This is a genomic window from Streptomyces sp. NPDC005866 (assembly GCF_040629895.1).
Taxonomy (GTDB): Bacteria; Actinomycetota; Actinomycetes; order Streptomycetales; family Streptomycetaceae; genus Streptomyces.
Genome location: NZ_JBEXWP010000016.1, coordinates 184,884 through 196,822 on the forward strand (window position 1 = coordinate 184,884; position 11,939 = coordinate 196,822).

Annotated in this window: 13 protein-coding genes and 6 pseudogenes; 10 read left to right on the forward strand and 9 right to left on the reverse strand. The window is 69.4% G+C overall.

Annotation, left to right across the window (positions count from 1 at the left end; genetic code table 11):
- Positions 1-414: 414 nt before the first annotated feature.
- Genes ABZ396_RS24095 through panD form a run of 3 tightly spaced genes read right to left on the reverse strand, consistent with a single transcriptional unit; the run spans position 415 to position 1,847 of the window.
- Positions 415-1,053: an aspartate/glutamate racemase family protein gene (locus ABZ396_RS24095; protein WP_358926787.1), complete on the reverse strand. Its 639-nt coding sequence runs from the start codon at positions 1,051-1,053 to the stop codon at positions 415-417.
- A gap of 8 nt (positions 1,054-1,061) precedes the next feature.
- Positions 1,062-1,406, reverse strand: coding sequence for a GNAT family N-acetyltransferase (locus ABZ396_RS24100; RefSeq protein WP_358926788.1), 345 nt, complete (start codon positions 1,404-1,406; stop codon positions 1,062-1,064).
- 21 nt (positions 1,407-1,427) lie between these two features.
- Positions 1,428-1,847, reverse strand: a complete 420-nt coding sequence (gene panD / locus ABZ396_RS24105; protein WP_358926789.1) for an aspartate 1-decarboxylase — start codon at positions 1,845-1,847, stop codon at positions 1,428-1,430.
- Between the two features lie 338 nt (positions 1,848-2,185).
- Here panD and ABZ396_RS24110 point away from each other — a divergent pair.
- Positions 2,186-2,331 (forward strand): annotated as a pseudogene (locus tag ABZ396_RS24110) (NAD-binding protein); the annotation flags it as partial.
- A 341-nt stretch (positions 2,332-2,672) separates the two neighbouring features.
- Here the strand turns inward: ABZ396_RS24110 and ABZ396_RS24115 are convergent.
- Together ABZ396_RS24115 and ABZ396_RS24120 are read right to left on the reverse strand one after the other, a co-directional pair.
- The gene (locus tag ABZ396_RS24115) at positions 2,673-3,035 is read right to left on the reverse strand and encodes a DUF2267 domain-containing protein (RefSeq protein WP_358926790.1); all 363 of its coding nucleotides are present in this window, start codon (positions 3,033-3,035) and stop codon (positions 2,673-2,675) included.
- Positions 3,036-3,140: 105 nt separating this feature from the next.
- A complete protein-coding gene (locus ABZ396_RS24120; RefSeq protein ID WP_358926791.1) occupies positions 3,141-3,362 on the reverse strand; it encodes a hypothetical protein in 222 nt (73 codons plus the stop codon).
- Between the two features lie 137 nt (positions 3,363-3,499).
- Here ABZ396_RS24120 and ABZ396_RS24125 point away from each other — a divergent pair, with 137 nt between their 5' ends.
- From ABZ396_RS24125 to ABZ396_RS24145, 5 genes are all read left to right on the forward strand, one after another.
- On the forward strand, positions 3,500-3,820 hold the full coding sequence (locus ABZ396_RS24125) for a DUF2795 domain-containing protein (RefSeq protein ID WP_358926792.1): 321 nt from the start codon (positions 3,500-3,502) through the stop codon (positions 3,818-3,820).
- A 229-nt stretch (positions 3,821-4,049) separates the two neighbouring features.
- Positions 4,050-4,289, forward strand: a complete 240-nt coding sequence (locus tag ABZ396_RS24130; RefSeq protein ID WP_358926793.1) for a hypothetical protein — start codon at positions 4,050-4,052, stop codon at positions 4,287-4,289.
- Positions 4,286-4,477 (forward strand): hypothetical protein, encoded by a 192-nt coding sequence (locus ABZ396_RS24135; RefSeq protein WP_358926794.1) that lies wholly within the window; start codon positions 4,286-4,288, stop codon positions 4,475-4,477. Before ABZ396_RS24130 ends, ABZ396_RS24135 begins: the two co-directional genes overlap by 4 nt.
- Before the next feature lie 27 nt (positions 4,478-4,504).
- On the forward strand, positions 4,505-5,164 hold the full coding sequence (locus ABZ396_RS24140; RefSeq protein ID WP_358926795.1) for a hypothetical protein: 660 nt from the start codon (positions 4,505-4,507) through the stop codon (positions 5,162-5,164).
- Between the two features lie 29 nt (positions 5,165-5,193).
- Positions 5,194-5,556, forward strand: a complete 363-nt coding sequence (locus ABZ396_RS24145) for a hypothetical protein (protein ID WP_358926796.1) — start codon at positions 5,194-5,196, stop codon at positions 5,554-5,556.
- Positions 5,557-5,613: 57 nt separating this feature from the next.
- Here ABZ396_RS24145 and ABZ396_RS24150 read toward each other — a convergent pair whose 3' ends face one another.
- Together ABZ396_RS24150 and ABZ396_RS24155 are read right to left on the reverse strand one after the other, a co-directional pair.
- Positions 5,614-5,778 carry a hypothetical protein gene (locus ABZ396_RS24150; RefSeq protein WP_358926797.1) on the reverse strand — a complete coding sequence of 55 codons (165 nt, stop codon included), beginning with the start codon at positions 5,776-5,778 and terminating at the stop codon, positions 5,614-5,616.
- A gap of 482 nt (positions 5,779-6,260) precedes the next feature.
- Positions 6,261-6,442, reverse strand: a pseudogene (locus tag ABZ396_RS24155) (NAD-dependent dehydratase); the annotation flags it as partial.
- Positions 6,443-6,687: 245 nt separating this feature from the next.
- Here ABZ396_RS24155 and ABZ396_RS24160 point away from each other — a divergent pair.
- Together ABZ396_RS24160 and ABZ396_RS24165 are read left to right on the forward strand one after the other, a co-directional pair.
- Positions 6,688-6,756, forward strand: a pseudogene (locus ABZ396_RS24160) (hypothetical protein); the annotation flags it as partial.
- A 148-nt stretch (positions 6,757-6,904) separates the two neighbouring features.
- Entirely contained in the window at positions 6,905-7,048 is a 144-nt protein-coding gene (locus ABZ396_RS24165) for a hypothetical protein (protein ID WP_358926798.1), read from the forward strand.
- A gap of 119 nt (positions 7,049-7,167) precedes the next feature.
- Here the strand turns inward: ABZ396_RS24165 and uvrA are convergent, their stop codons facing one another.
- Positions 7,168-9,636 carry an excinuclease ABC subunit UvrA gene (uvrA, locus tag ABZ396_RS24170; RefSeq protein WP_358926799.1) on the reverse strand — a complete coding sequence of 823 codons (2,469 nt, stop codon included), beginning with the start codon at positions 9,634-9,636 and terminating at the stop codon, positions 7,168-7,170.
- Between the two features lie 436 nt (positions 9,637-10,072).
- A pseudogene (locus tag ABZ396_RS24175) lies at positions 10,073-10,382 on the reverse strand (metalloregulator ArsR/SmtB family transcription factor); the annotation flags it as partial.
- Positions 10,383-10,407: 25 nt separating this feature from the next.
- Between ABZ396_RS24175 and ABZ396_RS24180 the strand changes: the two are divergent.
- Positions 10,408-10,611 (forward strand): annotated as a pseudogene (locus ABZ396_RS24180) (cyclic nucleotide-binding protein); the annotation flags it as partial.
- 292 nt (positions 10,612-10,903) lie between these two features.
- Positions 10,904-11,844, forward strand: a pseudogene (locus ABZ396_RS24185) (IS1380 family transposase); the annotation flags it as partial.
- Positions 11,845-11,939 lie beyond the last annotated feature (95 nt).

Here is an 11,939-nt window from a genome sequence, read left to right on the forward strand (position 1 = left end):
TCTTGTCTGTCGGGTGCCCGTCCGTGGTTGTTTGCGCAGCTCTCCGTGGCCCTGGAGTCGGTGCGGGTGGAGGGGTTGTTGTCAGGTGAGTGGGGGGCCCGGTTCTGGGGTGGGGGTGGGTTCTGGGCCCGGTGGGATTGGGGAGGGGGTGGGGCCGGGCGGTGGTGGTGTGGGGGCCGGGCCTGGGCCTGGGGGTGGCCGGGTTGGTCCAGGGGCCGGGGGCGGTTCGGGGGTGGGGACCGGGGTGGGATAGGGGTCCGGAGGCTCCGGGCCCGGGCCGGGCGGCGGGCCAGGGGGTACGGGATCGGGGTGTGGGTTCGTCATGATGTCCTCCGGCCAGTGGCTCGACTTCGCCTCTGGGGTCTACTCCCCCGCGTACCCGACCGAGGCCCGCGCACTCACCCGGTTCGGGCCTCAGCCGGTGTGTGCCGCCCGCGCTGCTGCCGCCAGGCCCGGACGTGGGCTCGACAGGAGCGGGACCTTAGTGGTGGTCAGGCGCTGCGCCGAGGCCATCGAAGCCTGGGCCAGGACGATCACGTCGGCGTCGGTCACGGCGTCCACGGCCGCCGCCACCAGGCGCGCGCATCCCTCGATGTCACCGGCCTCGAAGTGGGTCCAGGCGTCCGCCACGACCTGGACGCGGGCGCGGATCGGGCGATGCGCGAGGCGGGCCTCGTCCCCGACCAGGGCCAGGGTGGGGGCCAGGGTGCTCTCGACCGTCGCCAGCACGGCGATGCGGGGGCCCACGGTCACTGCCGCCGCCGCCATCGGGCGGTCGCCGCGGACTACCGGTACGCCGACCTCGTCGGCGGCCAGCTCGGCGATCTCACCGATCGTCGAGCACGTGCAGAGCACCGCGCGTACCCCCTCCGCAGCTGCCCGCCTCAGGGCCGCCGTGACGTCCGATGCCACCGCCTCGGGGCCCTCCCTACGAGCCCTGGCCAGGAGTTCCGGTGCCACGGAGTGGCGTAGCTCCAGGCCCGGGTGGTCCTCGTCGCGCAGGGCGTCGAAGACGGGGATGTGGAGGGGGGAGGTATGAAGAAGAGCGAGCATGCGGCTGGTCAGAAGCGGTCGGGGTGGGCGATCAGCCACTCCTTCGCCGCGCGCAGCAGCTCGGGGTCCGGTGTCGGCGCCACGTCGGGGTGGCGTTCGGCCCACCTGACGACGTACGGGCAGAGCGGGGCCACCGGGGTGTCCTCGCGCTCGGCGATCGCGTACAGCTCGCGGGCGAGGGAGCCCGCGATGCCCTTCCCCTCGTGCTCAGGTTCCACGATGGTGTGGACCGGCACGAGGGTCCGGGAGGGCGACTCCAGCACGAAGTACTCGATGTGGCCGACGACTTCGCCGCCGGCGACCGCCTCCAGACGGCCCGCCGCGCGGTCGTCGCGGATCTCGATGTCGGTCATGTCGCCCTCCTGGTCCGCCGGTCAGGCCGATACGGCCTGCGGGCTGCGCTCCTGGTCCGAGCCCGGTACCGGCTCGGACGGGTCGGCGCCGAGGGCCACGATCCGGTTGGCGTGGTCGACGTGCACGACCCGCGGCCGAAGCGTACGCGCCTCGGCGTCGGTGACCTGAGCGTAGCTGATGATGATCACCAGGTCGCCGGGGTGGACGAGATGGGCGGCGGCCCCGTTGATCCCGACGACTCCCGAGCCCCGCTCGCCCTCGATGACGTACGTCTGCAGCCGGGCGCCGTTGGTGATGTCCACGATGTGGACCAGCTCGCCGGGGAGCAGGTCGGCGGCGTCGAGGAGGTCGACGTCGATGGTCACCGATCCCACATAGTGCAGGTCGGCCTGGGTGACGGTGGCTCGATGGATCTTGGACTTGATCAAAGTTCGCAGCACTTTGGACTCCTAGAAGACGGCTCCCCGCCAGCTCTCCGCAGGTCAGGGGCGTCGTTCACTGTACATCGGCATGCCTTTCAATCGAAGACTTGCCAGAACATCGTGCGCCACGACGAGCAGGCTTCTCACCTGCGCGATAGGCGCAAGTCAAGCTGCCGCGGAGCCCTCGACCAGGAGCAGGTACGGAAGACCGTCCCGGTCCAATGCTGATTGGATGCCGACTTACCTGACGACTCATCAGGTATGCCTGGCGAGGCCAGTGGGGTGATCGCCAAGGGCCTGGGCCTCAGTGTCCGGTCGGTGCAGCGGTGGCGGCAGGGATAGGGCAAGGGCGGCCCGCGACGGTCCACGAGGCCAGTCTCTGCCGGGCGGATCCGGTCGCCGTGGTCGGCGGCGGGAACTCCGCCGGGCAGGCGGCGCTGTTCCCGCGAACCACGCGTCCAGGGTCCACATCCTCGTCCGGGGCAATAACCTCGGTGCGGACACGGAAGTCCGGGCCTAATAGGCTGACTCACTTGGCTTGTTCGGTAGTCTGCGGGTGTGGGGATCGTTGAGCGGCTGGTGCCGGATGAGGTCCCCGGTCGGCGAGGCACTGGCCGGGATTCGATGGAATCCGCGTCATAACACCTGACGGGCATGGCCAAAAGCCGGCCACGGACCAAAGGCCAGCCACGTCCGCCGGCCCTCGAATGCGGCACCGGACAGCGCACATGCCGCGCAACCCCTTCTTCCAGCCTCTCACCGGCCAGGTGGATGTCAAACAACGCTTGCGAGCGATTCTGATGGCGTGCGCGCAGCCGTATTCGGGCGCCGGGATGTCCGACGTTAGATGTTCCGGAACTCGTTCGGCAGTTGCGACATCACATCCTGGAACTCCGTGTCGGGGACGGCCTCTCCCAGAGTCATGAAAACCGCGGCAACGCCCCTGCGCGCCACGGCCTCATCGGCGCCCGCACGCTCACTCACTCGCCGGACGAACTCGGCAACGCCGAATTTCTGGGCGACATCCTCCGGTGGGACCAGGGGCGGGGCGATTTCGGCGGGCAGGACGCCGGCCAAGTGCTTGGCCTCGCCGCCGGTGATCCGCTCGGCCAGCGTCAGCATCGTGGCCCGGGTCAGCTCCCTGGCCTGCTCCTCGGGCACGTGGGCCCGCCGGCTGACGAGCCGGACGAACTCGTCGCTGTCCATGGCGCCTCCAATCCTGCAACCCGTCACGGGTACCGCGCATGCACTGCCCCAAACGGGGATCGAAATGCCGACGCGGACCTCGCGGGCGGGTGCCGAAAGCGCCGGTCACTGCCCGCCCTCTTCACCTTCCTCGGTAAAGGGGCGCACCGCATCCAGCAGGACCCTCAACGCACCGGTGAGCATCCCGACCTCGGCGACGCGCTGGGCGTACGGGTCCTGCGGGTACTGCCCCTCGGTCTGCTCGGCCCGCTCGGCGGTGTTCGCCAGGATCTGCTCGGCGGCCTGAGCCGCGGCGCGCAGGGCGGCACGTTCGGTATTGCCGGGCATGTGATCTCCCCTGGATTCGGGCGTCGGGCACAGGATTCCCCGGAATGCTTCGACATCGCCAGCAGCCGGTTTTGCCGGGAATGCCACAGGTAGGGCACGAGTACGAAGTGCCCCGGGACAAAAACTGAGGAGGAGATATGTCTTCCACAAGCGTACGGGACGTGCTGGACGCACTGCAGGACGTCGACTTCCCTGCGGGCAAAGAGGAACTGGTCCAGGCCGCCGAGAATGCCGGAGCGCCCGAGGAAGTGGTCAAGGCGCTTCGCGCCATTCCCCCGGACGAGTACGGCAACCGGGATGAGGTGGCCAGGTCGGTGCGCGTCGACCCGGCATCCGACCTGGACCTGAGCGCGGCGCAACGCGCGGAGCAGGCCCGGCGCGGCGGCCGCCCCGGCCAATCGCAGCACCTGCGTGACGTCCCCAAGCCGTCGGTCCAGGACGAACTCGACCAGTCCTGATCCGCCCCGCACGGCATGCAGACACCGGAACTCCCCATGGACAGCGAATCGAACACATTCGCCGCCGCCTGACTTCCCGGCCGGAGGGTGTGAGCAACCTCCCGCCGGGTATACCGTTACATCCAAAATGCCGGAGATGTAACTCGTGGCACGCCGACAGCGAGCCGGAGCCCGGGGTCACCGCGTGGACACGCAACCCTCTCGCCGAGTGTGACGATCTGTTCAACTGGTGCACGGCGCCTCCGCCCGCCATGTGACGGCCTGGCTGGAGGAGGCGCGGCGACTGGATCACCAGACCGCCGATGCGGACGCGGCCCTGGCCAGGGCCGAGGAGAGCCTGCGCCTGAATCCGCGGGGACGTCCGGCACCCGGCACCCGGCTGGTCCTGCGCAGCGGTCTGAACGCCATGGAGCACTGCGCCGTCGGCCTGAGCTCCCTTTGCCGACCTTCGCCGACCTACGACTCATGAACCGACTGGACATCGACAGGCGCCTGCGCGTCTCGCACACCGAGGACCGCCCGGGAGCCCGGCGCCGACGCGACCGGACCACCCTGGGAGGTCTGCTGCGTTCGCTGCGGTCCGGCGAACTGCGGGGGTGGTGGGGCGGTCGCGTGGATCCGAGCAGGAGCTGGTCGTTCGGCCGCTCCGGACGATGAAGAACACATCGCGAGCTGGGAGGAACAATGCGGAACCGGACACTGAGCAAGATCGGCACACAGCTGTTGCGTCTGCGCCACGACTCGTCACAGAGCTCACAGGACCGGGCGGCGCCGGCCGACTACGGACTGGACCACAGGCAGGTCGCCGAATTCGTCGCCGGCACCCTGGACGCGGAGGGCGAGGCGGCGCTCGCCCATCAGGTGGCGCGGCTGCTGCCCTTCCACTGGACCTGGCCCAACCGGGTCGCGGAGGAGATGTCGCAGATCATGGACCACGTCGGTGATCAGCGCGAGCTGATGGCCTGGCTGGATCGGCACCCCGGCCTGCCACGGCTGGTGGCCCGCCTGTACGTCTTCATGGGCCTCCTCGACAGCTACAGCGCGGTGCCCGCGGTCGTGACCGCGATGCGTGAGTACCGGGAGCGGACACCGTATCCGCCGGGCCTGGAGCACTACTTGGTGCCTGCCACCGATGACGACACGCTCGCGAGCATTGCTTTCAAGGTCGAGAAACTGCTCGGCGAGGAGCGGACCCGGGAGGCCGTCGAACTGGCCCTGGCCACTGCGGCATGGCTGCAGCAGATCGCGCCGCGCGCGCGGGAACTCACTCCTGAGGTCGGCGACTTGAACGAGCTGATGGGGCAGGCTCGACAGGATATCGCGGCGGCAGCAGCCGACATCTGAACACGACTGTCGATGGGGTGGTAAACGGCATGACGGTGAAACTGAACGCGATGGCGTTCAACCACGCAAAAAAACTGACCGAAGAGGGCCGGATCGTCCTGGACGACCGGGACGAGTGGAGCGAGCACCGGCCTTCGGCAGCGGACGAGAATGCCTACCTCGAGGAGCACGGATTCAACGAGTACGCCAGGTGGTACCTGGGCATCGATGACGAGATGGGAGAGGAGACCAAGGGCCGGTACAAGTTCCCTTACGGCGATTTCGAGCGCGTCCACCGCTGCGGTGTGCTCTCTGCCGAGGTACGCGCCGGACAGCAGAAATACGCGGACATCGAGAACGCCGCCGCGCACCTGCACGGACTGCTGGACGGCAAGCAGGCCGGGAACCGGTGACAGCGCCGGAAAAAGTGCACCCTCACCCGGCCCCCGGCGACGGGTCGCCCAGTGGCGCTAGGCGTCGTCGCCCCGCTCGCCCTCTGCCTGGGACGGCTCGCTCCGGGGGACGTCCGGGTGCTGTTCCGTTGCGCTACGCTCGCCCGTCTCGTCCCGCTCGCCCTCGGCCTGCGAGGGTGTGCGCGAGTACCAGGCGTCGTAATCAGGGGCTCCGGATTTCATGACGGGCCTCCTTCGTCGCTCACGTCCATTCTGCCCTCTCAGGCCGTGGTGGAACGTCTGCGGCCTCACCGTGCGAACGGCAATCGTCGTCCAGAGAGGCGATCCGCGGCCGGACAGCGCCCGCACCATCGGCCGTCGCTAGGTCGTCCGCACCGACGCTGGCCGGCGCTGGTCCCTCACACAGGGAGAATGCGAATGCATCAAGGGCCCTGACCCCGGGTTTTGGACACCAGAGACACTTGGATCTTGTTGTTCCGGTGCATATGGAGTCCCGCACAGATGGCTATGAAGCACTACCCCGCCGAGTTCAAAGCGGACGCGGTCGCGTTGTACCGATCGAGGCCGGGAGCGACAGGGTGTACCGCTCGGCGCGGCGATGTCCCTCAGCTTGCGGAACACCGTGTCGGCCTCGCTGCGCTGCGCCCTTTAAAGCGACCGGGTGTGAGTCATTACCCGCACCCGGGCGAGGGCGGAGTGCGGCGTCAGCCGTCGGCGCGCACCGCCTCCTTGACCGGGGTGGACCCGCTGATCAGCTCGAGGAGGCGCCCGGCGGTCCTGGGCTCGTGGAGCAGGGCGGCGAGCACCGCAGCCACGTCATCGCGCGGCACCTGGCCGCGGTCGTGTGCTCGGCGAGCGTGACGCGGCCGCTACCGGGGTCCCAAGTGGTGATCGTCATCACCACGGTGAGTGCCATCAGGCAGGATGATTGGCTCGATGCCGTGGGGATTCCACTCCCGGCGGCAGGTTCCGGAAGCAACCAGGCGGTGTACCGAAAATGGATCTTGGGCTGTGAATGATCACGGTTCGTGGGGCGGGGAGGTCTCACGGACGAGCAGTGGGCGGTGCTGGCCGTTTTTGCCGAAGGGTGCCAGGGAGGGGCAGCCGCCTGTCTGGCTTCGGCGGCAGTTGATGGACGGCATACGGTTCCGGGTCCGTACCGGTGTTCCATGGCGGGACATACCCGTCGAGTACGGGCCGGGGGGCCGGGTCTACGACCTGTTCCGCCGGTGGCAGCGGAGCGGCACCTGGCACCGGATCCTCACCCGGCTCCAGTCTCTGGCCGAGGCGAAGGGTGCGATCACGTGGGACCTGAGCGTCGACTCCACGGTCTGCCGCGCCCACCAGCATGCGGCCGGGGCCCGCAATCAGGACGATCGGCATCGTCGTCACGCTGGTCGGCCTGCGCGCGGAGGACGGCGGGGACGTCCTACGGGAGATCTTCCAGCACACCGACATCAAGATGCGCCACGTCGCCGAACTCATCGTGTAGTGGGCCCGGACGGGACACCTCGCGAGCGGTATCCGCCACAAGCTGGAAGGCAGCATGGCGACGCGCGCGACCCTGCGCCCCGGACGCGGCTGACCGGTGCTCAGCCCCTCGCGCTGTCGTCAGGAGCGCGCGAGCCGGGCCGCGAGATAGGGCGCGGTGGCGCTGCGGCGGGCCCTTGCCACCTTGGCCGGCGGCCCCGCCGCGACCACCCGCCCGCCCGCGTCGCCGCCCCCCGGCCCGAGGTCGATGACCCAGTCGGCGGTGGCGATCGTGTCCAGGTCGTGCTCGACGAGGACGACCGTGTTGCCGGCGTCGACGAGCCGGTGCAGCTGTCGCAGCAGCAGCGCGATGTCCGAGGGGTGCAGCCCCGCCGTCGGCTCGTCGAGCAGGTAGAGCGCGTGCCCGCGGCGGGCTCGCTGCAGTTCGGTTGCCAGTTTGATGCGTTGCGCCTCACCACCGCTGAGTTCCGTCGCGGGCTGGCCCAGCCGCAGGTACCCCAGTCCCACCTCGCGCAACGTCTCCAGACTGCGGGAGGCGGCCGGGACGGCGGACAGGAACTCGGCGGCGGCGTCGACGGACAGTGCCAGCACTTCCGCGATGTTCTTGCCGCGGTAGGTGACTTCCAGCGTTTCGGCGTTGTACCGGGCGCCCTGGCAGGTGGGGCACGGCGCGTAGGTGCCGGGCAGGAACAGCAGTTCCACCGCGACGAATCCTTCACCCTGGCAGGTCTCGCACCGCCCTTCGGGCACGTTGAAGGAGAACCGCCCGGCCGAGTAGCCGCGCGCCCTGGCCTCGTCCGTCGCCGCGTACAGCTTGCGCACCGCGTCGAACATCCCCGTGTACGTGGCCAGGTTGGACCGGGGAGTTCGGCCGATGGGCCGTTGGTCGACCCGGACCAGCCGGTCGAACGACTCGACCCCCGAGGCGTCCTGGACGTCGACCTCCAGCTGCGCCTCGTCGGGCTCCTCGGGGACGAGTCCGAGGTGGCCGCGGACGACCTCGGCGAGTACCTGCGTCACCAGCGTCGACTTTCCGGAACCGGACACCCCCGTAACCGCCGTCAGTACGCAGAGCGGTACGTCGACGGACACGTCGTGCAGATTGTGGCGGGAGACGCCGCGCAGGTGCAGCCAGCCGTGCGGTGTGCGCGGGCGGTGATCGAGCGGCTGGGCGCGCCCGAACAGGTACTGGCTCGTGGCCGACTCCCCGACCCGCTCAAGACCGGTGACCGGGCCGCTGTACAGCACGCGTCCGCCGCCCTCGCCCGCACCGGGGCCGATGTCGACCACCCAGTCCGCTCGCCGTACGACGTCCATGTCGTGCTCCACGACGAACAGCGAGTTGCCCGCCGCCTTGAGGCGGTCCAGCACGTCCAGCAGCGGTTCCGCGTCAGCCGGGTGCAGGCCCGCGGAGGGTTCGTCGAGGACGTAGACGACGCCGAACAGCCCCGAGCGCAGCTGGGTGGCGATCCGCAGGCGCTGCGCCTCGCCGGGCGACAGGGTCGTCGAGCGGCGCCCGAGGCTGAGATATCCCAGGCCCAGGTCGAGCAGTACGTCGACCCGCGCGACCAGATCGCCGCAGATCCGGACCGCGACCTCGGTCGTCTCCCCGGATCGGGCGGTCGACGTGGTGGCGTCGGCCTCGGACCGCCTCGCGACGGGCCGCAGCAGCGCCACGACCTCGGTGAGCGGCATCGCGTTGATCTCGGCGATGGAACGTCCGGCGAAGGTCACGGCGAGCGCCTCGGGCCGCAGTCCGCTGCCGTGACACTCGGGGCACGGCACACTCCTGACGAACCGGAGCGCCCGTTCGCGCATCTTCTCGCTCTTGGAGTCGGCGAGGACGTGCATGACGTGCTTGCGGGCGCTCCAGAACTTGCCCTGGTAGCCGTAGTCGACGCGGTCCTCCTCCGGCTCGATGTACACGGAGGGCTGCTCGTCCGTGTACAGCAGCCAGTCCCGGTCCTTCTTCCTGAGCCTGCGCCACGGTCGGTCGATGTCGATCCCCAGGCCGCTCACGACACTGCGCAGGTTGGCGCCCTGCCAGGCGCCCGGCCAGGCGGCGATCGCCCCCTCGCGGATGCTCAGCGAGGGGTCCGGGACGAGCAGGTCCTCGGCAACGTCGTGCACGACGCCCAGTCCGTGGCACTCCGGGCAGGCGCCGGCCGCGGTGTTGGGTGAGAACGACTCGGCTTCCAGCCGTGCGGCCCCGGGCGGATAGGTGCCGGCGCGGGAGTACAGCATGCGCAGCAGATTGGACAGCGTGGTGATGGTGCCGACCGTCGAGCGCGAGCTGGGCGACCCGCGTCGCTGCTGCAGGGCCACGGCGGGTGGCAGTCCGGTGATTTCCTGCACGTGCGGTGCGCCGACCTGGTGCAACAGCCTTCGGGCGTACGGTGCTACGGACTCGAAGTAGCGCCGCTGGGCCTCCGCGTAGAGCGTTCCGAACGCTAGCGAGGACTTGCCCGAACCGGAGACGCCGGTGAAGGCGACCATCGCGTCCCGCGGAACGTCGACATCGATGTTCCGCAGGTTGTTCTCACTGGCGCCACGGACATGCACGAAGGGGTCGGTCGCGTCCTTGTTCACCGTTCCTGATTATCTGATCGCGCCGGGAACCGCGCGTCAGGCGCCGTCACCGGGCCCCGCTCACACGAGCGCTCGGAGAAATCCCGGTATGAGACGCTCCCCGGGAACATTCGAGATGCTTCACCGTTGATTCGTGTGTGGGCGTGAAGGGAACTGTGTCCCCGGGCCTCACCCTTTGCCCATGAGGACGATCGTTCGGCTGAAGCCTTATGGAGCCCCCGCCGCGAGGCGACCGCCCTTCGCGCCCACTCTCGATCGGCCTCGGCTGGGGATCCCCCGAAAGCAGTCGGGGCCTTCGTCTGCCCCCTGCCGGCGCGCTTCGGCGAACGCGGTGGTTCGCCTCCCCGTGGCACACTCGCCCCGGCGGCTCAGCCCCAGGTCACGAGCATGCGCCCATGGCGGCCATGACCGAGGGCTCGACCCGGTAGTAGACCTACGTGCCGCGCCGCTCGGAGGTGCGCAGCCCGGGCTCCTTGAGCTTCTTCAGATGGTGGGAGACGGTCGGCTGCGAGACGCCCACATCTGAGATGTCGCACACGCACGCCTCGCCGCCCTGGTGCGAGGCCACCGCCGAGAACAGGCGCGGCCGGACCGGATCGCCGAGCGCCTTGAAGATCGCCGCGGTCCGCTCGGCCTCCTCGGCTGGTCAGGGGTCGTGCGGTCAGGGTGGGCAGCACGGCACCGGAGACCCCGGGCTCCAGCAGCGGCAGCGCCTTGATGTTCGAGACCTGTCTATGTGGACACATGTCGAATCAGCGCGGCCCGCCCGTGCTGGAAACCGCCCTTCCCGGGGTCTTCGCCGCCGACGACGTCACAAGCGGCCCGGTCAAACGGGTGGCCTCGGCGGTCGGCGAGGGCGCCATGGCGATCCGCCTCGTGCACAAGCACCGGGAAAGCGCTTTGATCGACAGCAGGGTGAACACCGCGTCGATCGACAGCAGGGTGAACACCGCGTCGCGGAGCGGCCCCACGTAGAGGTGACCGGCAAGATGTCGCTGCTGACGAGGCTGCTCTCGCTGTCGTAGCCAATCCGCAGATGGTACGGCTGCTGACGAGGGACCTGATGCCCACCGAGGTCAATCAGGCCGCTTCCCACGGACCGGCGTCCAAGAGGCGGGCCGCCTTGGTGATGCAGCCGGCATCAGCCTCGGGCTTTCACGAAGCGGGCTGTCCGGCAGGCGGTCACAAAAACAGAAAGGGCCTCTGAGCAGCAAGAATGAGGATTGTCTAGGTCCTTGTTCCCGCTGAATCCAGAGGCACTTTCCAGGTGAAGAAGCCTACCGGCTCCTATCCCCATGTCCGCGTCCAGGGGGACGGCCGGGCCGTGGTCTACAGGCCGGTTCGGTCCTGATGGTCGAAACTGTCCGCAAGAGCGGCCTTGACCAGGCCATATCCGCGGCCCTGGCCCCATGGCGGAAGCCCCGGGCCGTTCACGACGCCGGCAAGATACTCGTGGACCTCGCGCTGGCGGTCGCGCTCGGCGGGGACTGCCTCGCCGACATCGCCCTGCTGCGGTCCGAGCCGGCCGTGTTCGGGCCGGTCGCCTCCGATCCGACGGTCTCCCGCTTGATCGACACCCTCGCCTCCTCGGGCGAGAAGGCGCTCACGGCGATCCGCGCCGCACGTTCCGAAGTCCGCCGACATGTCTGGGAATTGGCCGGTGCCCGGGCTCCGGATGCCGGCGGGAAGGTGACCGTGGACCTGGACGGAGTGCTGGTCCTCGCCCACTCGGACAAGCAGGACGCGGCCCCGACGTGGAAGAAGACCTACGGCCACCACCCGCTGACGGGGTTCGTCGACCACGGCCCCGGAGGAACCGGCGAACCAGTCGCGGCCCTCCTCCGCCCCGGCAACGCGGGCTCGAACACTGCCGCCGACCACATCACCGCCACCCGCCTCGCCCTGGCCCAACTGCCGAAGAAATACCGGCGGGGCCGGCGGACTCTGATCCGCTGTGATTCCGCGGGCGGGACCCATGAGTTCGTGGCCTGGCTCACCCAACGCGGGCGGTGGCTGTCCTACTCGGTCGGCATGGTGATCACCGAGGCCATCCACCAGTACGTTCTCCAGATCCCGGCCCCGGCCTGGACTCCGGCCGTCGAGTCGGACGGCGAGGTCCGCGACGGGGCCTGGGTCGCCGAACTAACCGGGGACCTGCTCGACGGCTGGCCACAGGGCATGCGGCTGATCGTCCGCAAAGAACGACCCGTGCGCCGTGAGGCGCTGGTGATTCGAACGGAGGTGGGAGACCTTCGTCGCTGATCCTGTCGCAGCAGGACGGTGGAGCTGAGGGCAGTCTGATC